This is a genomic window from Cupriavidus sp. AU9028, assembly GCF_019795295.1.
GTDB lineage: Bacteria > Pseudomonadota > Gammaproteobacteria > Burkholderiales > Burkholderiaceae > Cupriavidus.
In genome coordinates this window covers 98,352-114,258 of the sequence record NZ_JAIMCG010000015.1, presented here as the reverse complement: position 1 = coordinate 114,258, position 15,907 = coordinate 98,352, and the positions used below count along the sequence as shown (strand labels likewise).

At 69.3% G+C, this 15,907-nt stretch carries 13 protein-coding genes; 8 read left to right on the top strand and 5 right to left on the bottom strand.

Features of this window, described 5'->3' with window-relative positions:
* Window positions 1-47 precede the first annotated feature (47 nt).
* The 3 genes from K6V06_RS16485 to K6V06_RS16475 form a co-directional block, all read right to left on the bottom strand.
* A complete protein-coding gene (locus tag K6V06_RS16485; protein WP_222245121.1) occupies window positions 48-545 on the bottom strand; it encodes a host attachment protein in 498 nt (165 codons plus the stop codon).
* Window positions 546-716: 171 nt separating this feature from the next.
* Window positions 717-1,226 carry a hypothetical protein gene (locus tag K6V06_RS16480; RefSeq protein WP_222245120.1) on the bottom strand — a complete coding sequence of 170 codons (510 nt, stop codon included), beginning with the start codon at window positions 1,224-1,226 and terminating at the stop codon, window positions 717-719.
* An 89-nt stretch (window positions 1,227-1,315) separates the two neighbouring features.
* On the bottom strand, window positions 1,316-3,064 hold the full coding sequence (locus K6V06_RS16475; protein ID WP_222245119.1) for an ATP-dependent DNA helicase RecQ: 1,749 nt from the start codon (window positions 3,062-3,064) through the stop codon (window positions 1,316-1,318).
* A gap of 472 nt (window positions 3,065-3,536) precedes the next feature.
* Here K6V06_RS16475 and K6V06_RS16470 point away from each other — a divergent pair, with 472 nt between their 5' ends.
* Together K6V06_RS16470 and K6V06_RS16465 are read left to right on the top strand one after the other, a co-directional pair.
* Complete coding sequence (locus K6V06_RS16470) at window positions 3,537-4,709, top strand: MFS transporter (protein ID WP_222245158.1); 1,173 nt, start codon at window positions 3,537-3,539, stop codon at window positions 4,707-4,709.
* A gap of 267 nt (window positions 4,710-4,976) precedes the next feature.
* Window positions 4,977-5,258 carry a hypothetical protein gene (locus K6V06_RS16465; protein ID WP_222245118.1) on the top strand — a complete coding sequence of 94 codons (282 nt, stop codon included), beginning with the start codon at window positions 4,977-4,979 and terminating at the stop codon, window positions 5,256-5,258.
* 30 nt (window positions 5,259-5,288) lie between these two features.
* Here the strand turns inward: K6V06_RS16465 and K6V06_RS16460 are convergent, their stop codons facing one another.
* Window positions 5,289-7,256 carry a methyl-accepting chemotaxis protein gene (locus K6V06_RS16460; RefSeq protein ID WP_222245117.1) on the bottom strand — a complete coding sequence of 656 codons (1,968 nt, stop codon included), beginning with the start codon at window positions 7,254-7,256 and terminating at the stop codon, window positions 5,289-5,291.
* 331 nt (window positions 7,257-7,587) lie between these two features.
* Here K6V06_RS16460 and K6V06_RS16455 point away from each other — a divergent pair, with 331 nt between their 5' ends.
* On the top strand, window positions 7,588-8,409 hold the full coding sequence (locus K6V06_RS16455; RefSeq protein WP_222245156.1) for a DMT family transporter: 822 nt from the start codon (window positions 7,588-7,590) through the stop codon (window positions 8,407-8,409).
* Here K6V06_RS16455 and K6V06_RS16450 read toward each other — a convergent pair.
* A complete protein-coding gene (locus K6V06_RS16450) occupies window positions 8,406-8,990 on the bottom strand; it encodes a GNAT family N-acetyltransferase (RefSeq protein ID WP_222245116.1) in 585 nt (194 codons plus the stop codon). The genes K6V06_RS16455 and K6V06_RS16450 overlap by 4 nt on opposite strands.
* Before the next feature lie 87 nt (window positions 8,991-9,077).
* Between K6V06_RS16450 and K6V06_RS16445 the strand changes: the two genes are divergently transcribed.
* The 5 genes from K6V06_RS16445 (at window position 9,078) to K6V06_RS16425 (ending at window position 15,839) form a co-directional block, all read left to right on the top strand.
* Entirely contained in the window at window positions 9,078-9,629 is a 552-nt protein-coding gene (locus tag K6V06_RS16445; RefSeq protein ID WP_222245115.1) for a helix-turn-helix domain-containing protein, read from the top strand.
* A gap of 461 nt (window positions 9,630-10,090) precedes the next feature.
* Window positions 10,091-11,380, top strand: a complete 1,290-nt coding sequence (locus K6V06_RS16440; RefSeq protein ID WP_255581899.1) for an MFS transporter — start codon at window positions 10,091-10,093, stop codon at window positions 11,378-11,380.
* Between the two features lie 226 nt (window positions 11,381-11,606).
* Window positions 11,607-14,198, top strand: a complete 2,592-nt coding sequence (gene nirB, locus K6V06_RS16435) for a nitrite reductase large subunit NirB (protein WP_222245113.1) — start codon at window positions 11,607-11,609, stop codon at window positions 14,196-14,198.
* 61 nt (window positions 14,199-14,259) lie between these two features.
* Window positions 14,260-14,622, top strand: a complete 363-nt coding sequence (gene nirD / locus K6V06_RS16430) for a nitrite reductase small subunit NirD (protein ID WP_222245111.1) — start codon at window positions 14,260-14,262, stop codon at window positions 14,620-14,622.
* The gene (locus K6V06_RS16425; RefSeq protein WP_222245109.1) at window positions 14,619-15,839 is read left to right on the top strand and encodes an NAD(P)/FAD-dependent oxidoreductase; all 1,221 of its coding nucleotides are present in this window, start codon (window positions 14,619-14,621) and stop codon (window positions 15,837-15,839) included. The genes nirD and K6V06_RS16425 overlap by 4 nt, the downstream gene beginning before the upstream one ends.
* The last annotated feature ends 68 nt before the right edge of the window (window positions 15,840-15,907 follow it).

Below are 15,907 nucleotides of genomic sequence, written 5' to 3'. Positions count from 1 at the left end.
CCACTGCGGCCGGCGCGCTTCCGTGCATTACCTCATGACTGCCCGCACTACGTGTTGCTGCCCGCGGCGCGCGGGTCCGGGAACAGGCGATCGGTCAGCTCGCGCGCCTGCATATGAATGAGGTCCTTGTTGACCTCGTCCACTACCACACCGGCGACCTGGCTCGGCAGCATCTTGCGCAGGCGGCCGAGGAAGCGCGGTGCAGCGGCAATCCGCAGCTCGTCATAGCGGCGCTGTTGCAGCGACTCGCCGAGGAACTCTGCCACCCGTCGGGCGAATGCCTCCGCTTCCAGGTGCTGCTGCTCCTCGCCGGCGGAAGCCGTCACGCTGGACGGGCCAAGCAGGTGGTGCTGCGTGTTCTGGCGCGTCTGGTCATTGCCGCCGCCCGAGCGGCGCCCGTAGGCATCGCGGCGAAGGTCGGTGCCTTCCGCATGCGCGGCGGGATGGGTCAGCTCCTGGACGGGCGTCAGTTCCTCGCCAGGCTTTTTTCCTTCGAGAATACGGGCGATGGCTTCGTCTGCGACGAGAACCCAGGTGGTCTTCATACGTTGCTCCTAGTGTCGTCGATGCCTGCTCAGGTGCAAGGGGCGTGCCCGTGGGGAAGGCGCCCCCGCGAGTTGCCCTGCCGGCGGGGCCGAGCCCGGCGTGCGGAGGCACGATGATAAAAATGCGGGGCGGCATGTAGGAGTTGCCTGCCCGCCATGCCGCCGCGCCGTTCAGGCGTCCGGCGGATCGCCGTCCTTGGCCGACGTCACCACCTTGACGTCCTTGAACTTCTCGCGGTCCTGCGCGTTGTCGCCGCCGCCTGCGGTGGTCCCGTCCCCCAGCGTGTTGCCGCTGCCCGAGGTACCGCCACTGGCCGCGCCTGCGCTGCTGTCGGTCGCATCGCGGCTGCCGACGCCTCCCGCCATGCCGCCGCCGGTGCCCGGGCTGGTCGCGCCACCGCCGGTGTTGGCCCCACCGGTGCCACCGCTGGTGCCGCCGGTCATGCCTTCCCGGCTGGTGCCGCCCGAGCCCTCGCCGCCCTGCATGCTGCCCTGCTCGGCGGCACTGGACTGGCCGCCGGGGGCGCCGCCCGTGCCGCTACCCGTGCCGGTGGCGGTACCCGCCGCGGTGTCCTCCGACATGGCGGTTTCATCGGTATTCGCCGCTTCCGGATCGACACGTCCGTTCTGTTGCGCGCCCGGCATGCCGCCGCCCTGGCCCGGATTGTTCTGCTGAACCATGGTGTCCTCCATCTGGTTAGACTGAGTGTTGCGCGCACCCGAGGTGCGGCGCATGGCGGGAAAGGTGCAAGAAACCTGCCATCGCGGCATCACGCCGCGGGCTGCGCCACGCTGCCGTGCTGCCCCTCCTGATCGGCGCGCAGATAGCGCGGCAAGAAGCGGCGGATATCGCCATCGGGAAAGCGCACGTCGACGCGCTCCAGCGTGGTCGCAACGACGATGCCGGCGCCATAGCGGCGGGCCCGCACCCGATCGCCTTCCGCAAAGCGCGGCGCCGGCACATGGCCCGCGCCCTTTTCCGTCGTGCTGCGCGTCTGGGGCAGCGGATCGACCGGATGGCACGCCGCCTCTTCGGCCCGCAGACAGCTGTCACAGGTGCCGCAGCGCTCGGGCCCGCCCTGCTCGCCGTAGTATTCGAGCAGCATCGACCAGCGGCAGCGCCCGCTGCGCGCATAACGCAGCATCGCTTCGAGCACCGCGCGGTCCTCGCGGCTGCGCGTCTCATACTGTGCGGCGATCGCCTCGACGGCCGCAGTGACGCCGCCGCTGCCGCCACCACTCTCGCCTTCCGCGGGCGCCTTCGCCTCGATCCGGCGATAACGGCCGCGCCGGTCGCGCTGCGCCACGCCCGCATCGCAGAGCATCTTCAGCGAGACCTGCAGCTTGCGCTGGCCCACCTTTGGCAGGGCCTCCCGCAGCACCGCCGCGGTGACCGGTCCCTGCTTGCCGGCCGCATCGAGCGCGCGCACCGCTTGTTCCAGCGTATCGACCGAGGGATACCGGTTGGCGAGGAAGAACTGCTGTACCTGCTTGTCCCGTTCATCATGCAACAGCGTGCATTGCGCGCGTTCGCCGTCGCGTCCTGCCCGCCCGGTCTCCTGATAGTAGGCGTCGAGGCTGCCAGGCAGCTGCGCATGCACGATGAAGCGGACGTCGGGCTTGTCGATACCCATGCCGAAGGCATTGGTCGCCACCATCACGCGGACGTCGCCCGACATGAAGGCGGACTGGCTGTCGCGGCGCTGCGCCGCAGTGCACTTGCCGTGGTACAGCGCGACACTCTCGCCCGCCTCTTCCAGCCCCGCATGCAGCCGCTGCGCTTCGCGCACGGTCGCGCAATAGACGATCCCGCTGCCGGCGGTATTCGTCACCAGCTGCCGTACCGCCTGCATCCGTTCCGCGTCGCCACGCACATGCTGCACGGCGTAGACGAGATTGGGCCGGTAGAGCGCGCCCTTTATCACGCACAGCGATCGCAGCCGCAGTTGCGCGGCGATATCGTGGATCAGCTTGTCCGTTGCCGTCGCCGTAAGCGCGAGCACCGGCGGGCGTCCCAATGCATCGATCGCATCCGGGATGCCGAGATAGGCGGGACGGAAGTCATGCCCCCATTGCGAGATGCAGTGGGCCTCGTCCACCGTCAACAGCGCGATGCGGTTGCGCCGCAGCGAGGCGATGACTTCGGGGTCCTGCAATTGCTCCGGTGTTGTCAGCACGATGCGCTCGTCGCGCCGCGCCACGCTTTCCAGCGCCGCGTCCGCCGCGGCATCGCCCACCGCGCTGTTGACCACGGCTGGTTCCATATCCAGCTCGTCGAGCTTCTCCGCCTGGTCCTGCATCAGCGCGATGAGCGGCGACACCACCACCGTCAATCCGTCCAGGCAAAGCGAGGGAACCTGATAGCACAGCGACTTGCCGCTGCCGGTCGGCAATACGGCCAGCGTGTCGTGGCCCTGGAGCACGCTCTCGATCACCTCGGCCTGGCCAGGGCGCAACGCGGTGATGTCGAACCGCTCACGGAGCAGTTCGACCACATGGGGTGGAAGTGTCGTCGACATGCGGCGGCAGGGTGCAATAAGCATGCCGCGCCAATCGTCGCCCGCTGCGCGTTGCCCGCCGTCGGTGTGCTCCCCTCGCCCGCTTGCGGGAGAGGGGCCGGGGGAGAGGGCAACGGCCACTGGCCCTGCGACCGCGGCGGAAATACAACCGCCCACTCTTCAGTGGCCCCTCTTTCCGGATGGCATGAGACGAACCTCGGCCGTCCAGAGGCACCCTTTGAAAAATTGACAACCCGCCCCGCCCCGACTTACCCTCGCCAGACGCGGGCGGTGCGGCCTTGCCGGCGCCCGCCCGCGTCCACGACAACATCCACAACAACAAATCGGGAAGCCGACTCCCGGCGCCGCCCTGGCGCCATGACGCCGGATCGCCTGCTGGCGTGCCTGCCCGAGCTCCCGCGAGACAAGCATCGTGACCGACCGCCTTTCCTCCCTTCGCCCGGCGTTGCCCATTCTGCTCGGCGCGTCGGTCATGTTGAGCCTGGCGATGGGATTGCGGCAGAGCCTGGGCATCTTCATGCCGCCGCTGACCCGCGACATCGGCATCTCGGTGTCGGACTTCACCATCGCCATCGCGGTCCAGAACCTGGTATGGGGCATCCTGCAGCCGTTGGCGGGCGCCTGGGCCGCGCGCGTCGGCTTTCGCCCGCTGATGGTCGGCGGTGCCTTGCTCTATCTCGTCGGCCTGGTATTGCTGGCGACCTCGCAGGGCATGGTCACCGTGACACTGGGCGCCGGCATCGCCATTGGCGCTTCGATGGCCTGTACCGGCAGCGCGATTGCCATGGCAGCCGCCGCGCGGCCGGTCTCCGCCGCGATGCGCAGCACGGTACTGGGCATCGTGTCCGCCGCCGGATCCATCGGCGCGCTGATCGCCGCGCCGCTCGGGCAGGTGGTCGCGCAGGAATATGGCTGGCGCTTCGGCCTGGGCGCCTTCGTCGTGCTGGCACTGGCCATGGTGCCTGCCGCGTGGATGGCCGGCCGCGTCGATCGCCTGCCATTGCCGACGGTCGCCGGCGCCCTGCAACAGAACGCGCGCGAGGCGCTGCGCAGTGCGCTGCGGCACCCACCGTTCGTGGTGATGGCGCTGGCCTATTTCGTCTGTGGCATGCAGCTGGTGTTCCTCACCACCCACCTGCCGTCCTACCTGGAAGTGTGCGGCATGGACCCGATGCTGAGCGCCCAGGCACTCGGCATGATCGGCGGCTTCAACGTGCTCGGCAGCCTCTTCTTCGGCTGGGCCGGCGGACGGGTCAACAAGCAGCTGCTGCTCGGCGGCATCTATCTGACGCGCTCGGCGACGCTGATCTGGTATTTCTCGTCGCTGCCCACGCCGTCCAGCACGCTGCTGTTCGCCGGCATCATGGGCTTCCTGTGGCTGGGCGTCGCGCCGCTGGTGTCCGGCTGGATCGCGCAGACCTTCGGCCTGCGCTGGCAGGCCATGCTCGCGGGCGTCGCCTTCTTCAGCCACCAGATCGGCAGCTTCGTCGGCGCGCTCGGTGGCGGCCTGCTGTACGACGCGCTCGGCTCGTACACGCTCGCCTGGCAGGTTGGCGTGGGCCTTGGCCTCGGTGCAGGGGTGGTGCAAGTGCTGTTCGCCGTTCGCGCCCGCCCGGGGCCTCCGCGCGCCGCCGCGACTGCCTGACCAAAGATTCGCGCCCCTCGCCTGCTTGCGGGAAAAAGGAGCAAACCCCCAGCGATGCGACATGCTCTCGGTTTGCTCCCCTCGCCCGCTTGCGGGAGAGGGGCCGGGGGAGAGGGCAGCGGGCGCTCGGGCTACCCCTGGAGCGCATTGCCCGGCTTGTCGGATTAGGCCGACAAGCGAAGCGGGACCTCTCCCATGGTGGCCCTCCGGCCCCAGCCTCTATGCTGCGGGATGGGCATTTCGCCCTTGCGCGTGCGTGGAGAGTCGATGGACTGGATCGATATGCTGCAGTGGCCGGCGATGGTCGTGACGGTGGGCGCCACCTGGCTGGTGGGCTCGAGGTCCGCCACGCGGCGCAAGCTCGGCTTCTGGGTGTTTATCGTCAGCAATGTGCTGTGGGTGATCTGGGGCGTCTACAGCAGTGCCTGGGCGCTTGTTGTGCTGCAGTTCGCCCTGGCGGCACTGAACCTGCGCGGCATGGTCAAGGCGCGCAAGCTGGAGGCGAGCGCCCCGCCGGACCCGTCGGCCAGCGTACCGGAACGCGGCTGACGTTCGCGGCGCGCGCGCCGTCAGACTGACTCAACCCACGGCCAGCCGCGCCGGACCCGCATCGATCCGATAGCGCGCGATGGCGCGCTCCAGCGCCATCGCCTGATCCCGCAAGGTGGTCGCGGCGGCCGCGGCCTCCTCCACCAGCGCCGCGTTCTGCTGCGTGGTCTGGTCCATTTGCGCAACGGCCTGTCCCACTTGCGCGATGCCGCTGCTCTGTTCCAACGACGCCTGGCTGATCTCGCTGGTCATGGTGGCGATGCGGCGCACGGCGTCCACCACGCTGCGGATGGTCTCGCTCGCCTGATTGGCCTGCTCGAAGCCGTTCTCGATCCGCTGCACCGAGTGCGAGAGCAGCGTGCCGATCTCGCGCGCCGAGTTGGCCGAGCGCTGCGCCAGGCTGCGCACTTCCTGCGCCACCACTGCGAAGCCCCTGCCGTGCTCGCCCGCACGCGCCGCTTCCACCGCCGCGTTGAGCGCCAGAATGTTGGTCTGGAAGGCGATTGCGTCGATCACCCCGATGATGTCCACCACGCGCGCGGAATCGCCCTGGATCGCCGCCATCGTCTCGCGCACTTGCTCGACGGCGGCGCCGCCCGATGTTGCCAGTCCGGCGGCCTCGTTGACCAGCGTGCGTCCCGCCGCGGCATTGTCCGCGTTCTGCCGCACGATCGCGGTCATCTGTTCCATGCTGGCGGCGGTCTCCTCCAGCGCGCTGGCCTGCTGCTCGGTCCGTTGCGACAGGTCCTGGTTGCCTTGCGCGATCTGGCCGGCCGCCACCAGCACGCTCTCTGCACTGATGCGCGTCTCACGCACCAGCCGGCGCCAGGTCTCGATCATGCCGCCCAGGTGCCGCAGCGTCTGGCTCAGTTCATCGTGGCCGTCCGAATGCAGCTGCACGGTCAGGTCGCCGGCATTGATGCGCTGGACCGCTTCGGCCACGCGCGCCACGTCGCCGCGCATGCCATGGCTGAAGCCGGAGAACAGATAGAACGCGAGCGCGACGGCAAGGAGCGCGCTGGCCCCGACCAGGGTCAGGGCGCGCGTCTGCGCAGCGGTACGGTCCTGCAGCATCTGCTCGACGAGCGCGGCGAACGCCAGGTTGGCAGTCGATACCGCCTCGATGGCGGTCGTGCCCTCGTCGAAATACGCCTTCGCGTCGATGCCGATGCCGGTGGGGCCGAGCACGCGGTTCTGCAGCGTCGCGAGGAAGCCATCCATGGCCGCCAGCCTCGCCAGCTCCTGCTCCACCCGGGCGCGATGCGCCGGGGCAGCGCGCAGCACGCGCGCGACATCGAGGCGTGCCAGTTCCAGCCCTTCGCGGATCTGCTCGGCCATTGCCACCAGTTCTGCCTGTTGCGCGGGCCCGCTGAAGCCGCCCTGCGTGATGATCGCCGCGCCCCGGCCGCGGCTGACGGCGGCAAGCTCGGCCAGCCTCGGCATCGGCGCCACCATCAGGTTGATCAGGTAATACGAGGCGCTTTCGGCATCGAGTGCCAGCGTGCTGTGGTTGGCCACATCGCCGATATAGAAGCGAATCCGCTTCACCAGTTCGGTATGGTCGGCAAAAAGCGCCGGCGCGGGGCGGTCCAGCCCCGCCTTGCGCAGTTGCCCCACCGCTTCCGCGATCGCAGCGGTGCGCTCCACGATCGCGCGGTTGCCGGTGGCATCCGCGGCAGTGCCCAGTGCGATGAGGTGTTGCCCGATACGGCCGTCCGCCGCCTCGTAGAGCGGGCGGAAGCTGGCGTTGCCCGCCAGCAGCGACGCCGCGGCGCCGCGGCGCACCTGCATGTCGCGCATCAGGTCCAGGCTCGACTTCACCACGCGCAGGCCATCCAGCTCCGCGCGATTGGCGTGGATGGCGTGGAGGCGGTCTTCGAAGACCAGGTAGAGCGTGCCGCTCAGCGGCAGCAGGAACAGGGCCGCCAGCAGCGCCAGCTTTCGTGCAATCGTCAGTCGCGCCATCAGGCGCACCGCGGGGTGAAGCAATGCGGTCACGTGCGTATCTCGATCAGGGGTGGAAAGGCCTGCTAACGGCAGCGATTTCGCGCGCCTGAAGGCTTCGGCGGCAGGCATTCTTGCGCTGGATCAAGGATTCACGGCATTGGTGCAGGATGTGCCAGCAATGCGCAGGAATCTGCCCGGCCGCGCTGCGCATGCCCCGCCGTGAGGCACGCCCATGGCCGGGCATCGCATACACTCTCGTCCTGTCCGCCCCGGCCAACCGTAGCGGCAGTGCAGCCCCACCAGATCCACCATTCCCGAAGACACCGTGCAGGTATCCGACACCGCCGCAGACCGCTCCACCCTGCTTGCCGTACTGGCCCTGATGGGCTCGATGGCCTCGCTGTGCATTGGCACCTCGTTCGCCAAGAGTCTGTTCGACGCGGTCGGCGCGCAGGGCACCACGGCGCTGCGGGTCGGCTTCTCCGCGTTGATCCTGCTGATGGTCTGGCGCCCCTGGCGCTGGCCGCTGGCCGGACGCGACGCGCGTGCCATCGCGTTGTATGGGTCGGCGCTCGGCATGACCAACCTGCTGTTCTATATGTCGCTGCGCACGGTGCCGCTCGGCCTTGCCATCGCCATCGAGTTCACCGGGCCGCTGGCGGTAGCGATCGCCTCGTCGCGCCGGGCGCTGGACTTCGTCTGGATCGCGCTGGCGGTGGCAGGGCTGCTGCTGCTGTTGCCGCTGCGCGCCGATGCCGCCAGTCTCGATCCGGTCGGCATGGCCTACGCACTGGCCGCCGGCGTCGGCTGGGCGCTCTACATCATCTTCGGGCAGCGCGCCGGCAACGCGCACGGCGGGCAGGCGACCTCGCTGGGCCTGCTGATGGCCGCGCTGGTGGTGTCGCCGTTCGGCATCGCGCATGCCGGTACCGCATTGTTCTCGCCCACGCTGCTGCTCGCCGGCCTGGCGGTTGGCATCCTGTCCAGCGCGATCCCCTATTCGCTGGAAATGGTCGCGCTCAAGCGCCTGCCGCGCCGTACCTTCGGCATCCTGCTCAGCATGGAGCCGGCCATGGGCGCGCTGGCGGGGCTGGTGATGCTGCACGAGAGCCTGAGTCCCACGCAGTGGCTGGCGATCGGCTGCATCATCGCCGCCTCGGTCGGCTGCACCGCCACCGCCCGGGCGCCGCGCGGCGCCGACTAGCGCATCGAGAACCAGTCCTCCGCCAGCCAGGCGCCACGCGCCGCTTCCGATTGCCGGGCCGGCCGCTCGGCAGCGAACGTCAGCCGGATCTGATGGACGGTCGCATCGCCGGGATGGCGGGCGACGCTGAACCCCTGGTCGCGCGCGAGCGCCAGCATGCGCCGGTTCTCGCTCAGCACCTCGCCATGCAGCGCTTGCAGCCCCCGTTCGCGCGCCTCGCGCACCAGCCGGCCCAGCAACGCCCGGCCAATGCCGCGCCCCTGCCAGCGGTCGTCGACCACCAGCGCCAGCTCGGCCTGCCCGTGCGCGTCGGGGACGAAATGGCCGTTGGCGACGATCCGTTCCCCCTGACCATCCTCTTCCGTCACCGTGACCAGCAGGCCGTCCGGCACCGACACCACCGCCGTGGCGATCTCGTCGGGTACGCCGCCCCCCGTCAGGAAGCGCAAGTAGCGGCTTTCCCGCGACAGGCCCTGCACGAAGGCGCGCTGGGCGATCAGGTCGGAGGGGCCCGGCCGCCGGATCGTCAGCGGCAAGGCGCTGCGCCCCGTGCGCATGGTGCCAAGGGTCTCGGTCGGCATGGCTGGCTCCTGACTATGAATCGTGTAGCCAGAGTATAGGCGCAATCCTGACTTTTGCAAATGAAGCCAGACTGCTAAGCTTCGGCTATGACTCGATCCGCCGCGTCCACCGCCCGCCCGTCCCGTCCGGCGCCGGCCTCGTCTCCCGCCCCGGCGCCCGCAGCCGATCCTGCCGCATCGCTGCTGGAGGACCAGCTGCGGCGCTGCTCGATCGCGGCCACCCTGGCGCTGATCGGCGAGAAGTGGTCGATTCTGATCCTGCGCGATGTGCTGCAGGGGGTCAGCCGCTTCGACGACTTCCTGGCGCGGCTGCACTGCTCCCCGGCTGTGCTCTCCGCCCGCCTGAAGACGCTGACGGAGGCCGGCCTGCTGCGGCGGGAAACCTATCGGGAGCCGGGTGCGCGGGCGCGCGACGCGTATCGACCCACGCGCGCGGCGGTCGAGCTGCTGCCGGTGATCGTCGGCCTGATGCAATGGGGCGACCGCCACCTTGCCGGCGAATGCGGCGGTCCTGCCGAGGTGCGCTCGACCCGTAGCGGCCTGAAGGTCCATGCCGCACTGATCGACGAAGCGGGTACGCCGGTCTCGCCTGCCGAACTGAAGGTGGTGCCGGTCTTCCCGCGCGAGGGCAAGCGCTAGTCCGGTCGACTGGCGGCATTCGGCCGGCAGGCCCCATCGGCGGCGCCCACCGCGCCGCACCATCGTCGTGCCGCCGCACCCCGACGCGCCCCATTGCGGCGCACCATCGCCGCGCCCTTGCCCCGTTTTGGCGGGGAAAAGGGCGTTTTCCCGCTTTGTGCAGCACAAAATCGCTGGCACACCGCTTGCAAAATATCTGGCAAGCGGATCAACGGCGGTCCGCTTCCCCAAACGAGCGCAGGTACGGTCTTTACCGTGCCTGCAAGGACAACGGCGTCCCCTGAACCGATGCACGCAAGCGCGATGCGACGGTTCGCGGGACGCCATTTGCTTTTGGAGCGACGATGGCAGCGACCTCCTCGGCGGCAACTACGGCGGCAACTACGGCGGCAACAACGACAGCATCGGCACCGGCGTCCGCGGGCGCAGCCCCGCGGGCCACCCGCATCAACCTGTTCTCGATGGCCACGCCGCAGATGCGCGCGTTCCATCTGACCTGGCTCGCGTTCTTCGTCTGCTTCTTCGGCTGGTTCGCCTGCGCGCCGCTGATGCCGATGCTGCGCGGCGAGTTCGGGCTCACGCCCGATCAGGTCGCCAACATCAACATCGCGGCGGTCGCCGTCACCATCCTGGTCCGCCTGGTGGTCGGCCCGCTGTGCGACCGCTTCGGCCCGCGCAAGACCTATACGGGGCTGCTGGCGCTCGGCGCCATGCCGGTACTGGGCGTAGCGATGGCGCAGAGCTACGAAGCCTTCCTCTTCTTCCGCCTGCTGATCGGCGCGATCGGCGCCAGCTTCGTCATCACGCAGTACCACACCTCGGTGATGTTCGCCCCCAACGTGGTCGGCACCGCGAATGCCGCCGCGGCGGGCTGGGGCAATGCCGGGGGCGGCGCGGCGCAGGCGCTGATGCCGCTGATGCTGACGGGCGTGCTGATGCTTGGCGTCAGCGAGACGCTGGGCTGGCGCGTTGCGCTGGTGGTGCCGGGCATCGCCATGCTGCTGATGGCGGTGCTGTACTGGCGCTACACGCAGGACTGCCCGCAAGGCAACTACGCGGATCTGCGTGCCGCCGGCATCCCCATCGAAGGCGCGAAGAGCGGCAAGAGCAGCGGCTGGTCCAGCTTCGTCGCCGCCAGCTCGAACTACCGGGTCTGGCTGCTGTTCGTCACCTATGGCGCCTGCTTCGGCATCGAGATCTTCATCCACAACGTCGCGGCGATGTACTACGTCGACCGCTTCGGCCTGTCGCTGAAGACCGCCGGACTTGCCGCGGCGAGCTTCGGCCTGCTGGCGCTGTTCGCCCGCGCGCTGGGCGGCTGGCTCTCCGACAAGGTCGCGCTGCGCCGCGGGCTGGACGCCCGCGCGGCGGTGCTGTTCGTGCTGATCCTCTGCGAGGGCCTGGGCCTGCTGTGGTTCTCGCAGGCCGGCAGCGTCGCGATGGCGGTGGTCGCCATGCTGGCCTTCGGTCTCTTCACCCACATGGCCTGCGGCGCCACCTATGCGCTGGTTCCCTTCATCGACCGGCAGGCCCTGGGCGGCGTGTCCGGAATCATCGGCGCGGGCGGGAATGTCGGCGCGGTCGCGGCGGGCCTGCTGATGAAGGGCATCGGCGACCTGCAGCAGACGCTGTTCATCCTCGGCGCGCTGGCCACGCTGTCCGCGCTGTGCGCGGTGGCGGTGCGCTTCTCCGCCGAGCACAAGGCCCGCGAGCAGGCCCTGATCGAGCGCGCGCTGGCGGGGCGGGCATGACCGCGCAGGCGGAACCAGACCTTCGGCTCTCCCCCTCCTCCGCTCGCGGTTTGCTCCCCTCTCCCGCTCGGGGGAGAGGGGCCGGGGGAGAGGGCAGTGAGCATTCGCGATGCCGGCCCCGCTGGAAGACCAACCCCTCTCCCCGTCCCTCTCCCCTTGAAGGGGAGAGGGGGAAAGCCGGCAGGTTCCGGAAGCCACAAGAAACGTCAACCCAAGGATCACGCTCATGAAGCTCGTCATCGTCGGCCACGGCATGGTCGGACACAAGCTGCTCGAATGCCTCGCACAGGCCGGTACCGCGGCCGACGTTACCGTCATCGGCGAGGAACCTCGCCCCGCCTACGACCGCGTGCACCTGTCCGAGTTCTTCGCCGGCAAGAGCGCCGACGAGCTGTCGCTGGTTGAACCCGGGTTCTTCGAGCGCGAGGGTTATGCACTGCGGCTGGACACCCGCGCGGTCGCGATCGATCGGCAGGCACGCACCGTGGCGCTGGCCAACGGCGAGACCGTTCCCTACGACAAGCTGGTGCTGGCAACCGGCTCGACGCCCTTCGTGCCGCCGCTGCCCGGCAAGGACCGGCCCGGCTGCTTCGTCTACCGCACCATCGAGGATCTCGAAGCGATGCGCGAATGCGGCAGCCGTTCGCGCTCCGGCGTGGTCATCGGCGGCGGCCTGCTCGGGCTGGAGTGCGCCAAGGCGCTGCGCGACATGGCGCTGGACACCCACGTCGTCGAATTCGCGCCGCGCCTGATGGCGGTACAGATGGACGAAGGCGGCGGCGCGATGCTGCGGCGAAAGATCGAGGGGCTCGGCGTGTCCGTCCACACCGGCAAGAACACCGTGGAGATCGTCGATGGCGTCGGCGGACGCCACCGCATGCGGTTTGCCGACGGCTCGCATCTGGACGCCGACATGATCGTCTTCTCCGCCGGCATCCGCCCGCGCGACGACCTCGCCCGCGCCAGCGGACTGGAAGTGGGCGAGCGCGGCGGCATCCGCATCGACGATCATTGCCGCACCTCCGACCCCGACATCTTCGCGATCGGCGAGTGCGCCCTGTGGCAGAGCAGGATCTTCGGCCTGGTGGCCCCGGGCTACGACATGGCCCGCACGGTGGCACGTCAGCTGGCCGGGGAGAGCGCCGCCTTTGCCGGCGCCGACATGAGCACCAGGCTGAAGCTGCTGGGGGTGGACGTTGCCAGCATCGGCGATCCCCACGGTCTTGCGGCCGGCGCCCGCTCCTGCCAGTTCGTCGACGAGCGCAAGGAGGTCTACAAGAAGCTGGTGATCTCCGCATGCGGCAAGTATCTGCTCGGCGGGGTGCTGGTGGGCGACGCCAGCGAGTACGGCACGCTGCTGCAGATGATGCTGAACCGCATCCCGCTGCCGGCGTCCCCCGAGTTCCTGATCCTGCCCGCATCGGATGGGCAGGACCGCCCCGCCCTCGGCGCGGACGCGCTGCCCGACAGCGCGCAGATCTGCTCCTGCAACAACGTCGCCAAGGCGGCCATCTGCGCCGCCGTGCGCGAGGGTGCCACCAGCATCGGCGCGGTCAAGTCCTGCACCAGGGCCGGCACCGCCTGCGGCGGCTGCGTGCCGCTGGTCACGCAGGTGATGAAGGCCGAGATGAAGAAGCAGGGCATGGCCGTCAACAACCACCTGTGCGAACACTTCGCCTGGTCGCGCCAGGAGCTGTATCACCTGGTCCGCGTTGGCGGGCTGCGCTCATTCGAGGCGCTGTTGGCCGCCCATGGCAACGGGCACGGCTGCGATATCTGCAAGCCTACCGTCGCCAATATCCTTGCCTCCTGCTGGAACGACTTCGTGCTGCGGCCCGAGCATGCAAGCCTGCAGGACTCCAACGACTACTACCTGGCCAATATCCAGAAGGACGGCACCTATTCGGTCGTGCCACGCATGGCGGGCGGCGAGGTCACCCCCGACGGCCTGATCGCGGTCGGACACGTCGCGAAGAAGTACGGCCTGTACACCAAGATCACCGGCGGCCAGCGCGTCGATCTGTTCGGCGCACGGGTCGAGCAGCTGCCGCAGATCTGGGAAGAACTGATCGCCGCCGGCTTCGAATCCGGCCATGCCTATGGCAAGGCACTGCGCACGGTGAAGTCCTGCGTCGGCTCGACCTGGTGCCGCTATGGCGTCGGCGACTCCGTCGGGCTGGCGATCGCGCTGGAGAATCGCTACAAGGGCCTGCGTGCCCCGCACAAGATCAAGTTCGGCGTGTCCGGCTGCACGCGCGAATGCGCCGAAGCACAGGGCAAGGATATCGGCGTGATCGCCACCGAGAATGGCTGGAACCTGTACGTCTGCGGCAACGGCGGCATGAAGCCGCGCCATGCCGAGCTGCTGGCCAGCGACCTGGACCGCGACACGCTGGTGCGCTACATCGACCGGGTGCTGATGTTCTACGTGCGCACCGCCGACCGCCTGCAACGCACCAGCGTCTGGCGCGACAACCTCGAAGGCGGACTGGACTACCTGAAGGCAGTGGTGATCGACGACAGCCTGGGCATCGCCGCCGAGCTGGAGGCGCAGATGCAGCACGTCGTCGACACCTACGAGTGCGAATGGAAGAAGGCCGTCACCGATCCGCAGACGCGCAAGCGCTTCCGCCATTTCGTCAACAGCGAGCAGGGCGACGAGCATGTGGTGTTCGTGCAGGAGCGCGGCCAGATCCGCCCCGCCACCACCGCGGAACGGCAGGCAACCGGCCGCCTCGCTGCGCCGCGCGGCAACGCCATGCCGGCGACCGCCCCGGAAGCGCGCGCCGGCGTGGCCGAAGCCGACACCGTCGTTTGAGGAACCGCGTCGTCCCTGCAGCCGGGCACTCGAATCCAATATTCATAGCAAGCCAGCCATCATGACCGACACCGCCACCTCCCGCCAGGACTCCTGGATTGCCGTCTGCGCGCTGCGCGACATCTTGCCCGACACCGGCGTTTGCGCCCGCATCGAGCAGGAGCGCGGCATCGCGCAGATCGCGGTATTTCGCGTCGGCGCCAGCGAGCAGGTCTACGCCATCTCCAACTACGATCCCAACGCCGGCGCCGCGGTGCTGTCGCGAGGACTGATCGGCAACCTGGGGGAGCGGATGGTGGTCGCCTCGCCGATCTACAAGCATCATTTCGACTTGCGTACCGGCGAGTGCATCGAAGCACCGGAGCACTCGGTGCCAGCGTGGCGCGCGCGCGTTGCCGACGGCAAGGTATGGGTGGCCGCATGAGCAAACCCCGCCTGGTGGTGGTCGGCAACGGCATGGCCGGCATGCGCACGGTGGAGGAGTTGCTGGCGCTCGCGCCGGACCTCTACGACATCACGGTGTTCGGCGCCGAGCCGCACGGCAACTACAACCGCATCCTGCTATCGCCGGTCCTCGCCGGCGAGAAGGAGGTCGACGACATCATGCTGCACCGTCGCGCCTGGTACGAACAGCATGGCATCACGCTGTTCGCCGGCGAGCCGGTGGTGGCGATCGACCGCCCGCGCCGCCTGGTGCGCGCGCAGTCCGGCCGGGAGGTCCGCTATGACCGGCTGCTGCTGGCCACCGGCTCCCAGCCCTTCATCGTGCCGGTGCCGGGCCACACCCTGGACGGGGTGATCGCCTTTCGGGACTTGCAGGACGTCGAGACCATGCTCGCCGCCGCGCGCCAGCATCGGCATGCGGTGGTGATCGGCGGCGGCCTGCTCGGACTGGAAGCGGCCAACGGGCTGCTGCGCCGCGGCATGGACGTCACCGTCGTCCATCTGGGCAAGACGTTGATGGACCGTCAGCTCGACCAGCCGGCCGCGGCGCTGCTGCAACGCACGCTGGAACACCGGGGCCTGCGCATCCTGCTGGGCGCGACAACCACCGAGATCGTCGGGAAGGATCGCGTCGAGGGCGTGCGCTTTGCCGACGGCAGCGCGATTGCAGCCGACCTGGTGGTGATGACGGCGGGCGTGCGGCCCAATGTCGCGCTGGCGCAATCGGCCGGCCTGCACTGCGAGCGCGCCATCGTCGTCGACGACACGCTGCAGACCTTCGATCCGCGCATCTACGCGGTCGGCGAATGCGTGCAGCACCGCCGCGCCACCTTCGGGCTGGTCGCGCCGATCTGGGAACAGGCGCGCGTCTGCGCCGCCCATCTGGCCGGCGCCGGCCACCGCCGCTATGTGCAGCAGGCCACCGCGACGCGGCTCAAGGTCAGCGGCGTGGATCTGTTCTCCGCCGGCGACATCGTCGGCGGCGAGGACAGCGAAGACCTGGTGTTGCGCGATCCCCGCCGCGGCATCTACAAGCGGCTGGTGCTGCAGCAGAACCGGCTGGTGGGCGCCGTGCTGTATGGCGACGTGCAGGACGGCCCCTGGTATTTCGATCTGATCCAGCAGCGCACCCCGGTCGGCGCGCTGCGTCAGCGCCTGCTGTTCGGCAAAGCGCAATGCGACGCCATTGCGGCCTGACCCATGTATCGACGGCGCATCCGGTTCTGCAAGCCGGATGCCACGACTCTCCCACGGCGGCGCGAGCC

Coding starts and splice junctions, on each gene's coding strand:
- K6V06_RS16485 (WP_222245121.1), bottom strand. CDS start 545: ATGAAGACCACCTGGGTTCTCGTCGCAGACGAAGCCATCGCCCGTATT.
- K6V06_RS16480 (WP_222245120.1), bottom strand. CDS start 1,226: ATGGTTCAGCAGAACAATCCGGGCCAGGGCGGCGGCATGCCGGGCGCG.
- K6V06_RS16475 (WP_222245119.1), bottom strand. CDS start 3,064: ATGTCGACGACACTTCCACCCCATGTGGTCGAACTGCTCCGTGAGCGG.
- K6V06_RS16470 (WP_222245158.1), top strand. CDS start 3,537: ATGTTGAGCCTGGCGATGGGATTGCGGCAGAGCCTGGGCATCTTCATG.
- K6V06_RS16465 (WP_222245118.1), top strand. CDS start 4,977: ATGGACTGGATCGATATGCTGCAGTGGCCGGCGATGGTCGTGACGGTG.
- K6V06_RS16455 (WP_222245156.1), top strand. CDS start 7,588: ATGGGCTCGATGGCCTCGCTGTGCATTGGCACCTCGTTCGCCAAGAGT.
- K6V06_RS16450 (WP_222245116.1), bottom strand. CDS start 8,990: ATGCCGACCGAGACCCTTGGCACCATGCGCACGGGGCGCAGCGCCTTG.
- K6V06_RS16445 (WP_222245115.1), top strand. CDS start 9,078: ATGACTCGATCCGCCGCGTCCACCGCCCGCCCGTCCCGTCCGGCGCCG.
- K6V06_RS16440 (WP_255581899.1), top strand. CDS start 10,091: ATGGCCACGCCGCAGATGCGCGCGTTCCATCTGACCTGGCTCGCGTTC.
- nirB (WP_222245113.1), top strand. CDS start 11,607: ATGAAGCTCGTCATCGTCGGCCACGGCATGGTCGGACACAAGCTGCTC.
- nirD (WP_222245111.1), top strand. CDS start 14,260: ATGACCGACACCGCCACCTCCCGCCAGGACTCCTGGATTGCCGTCTGC.
- K6V06_RS16425 (WP_222245109.1), top strand. CDS start 14,619: ATGAGCAAACCCCGCCTGGTGGTGGTCGGCAACGGCATGGCCGGCATG.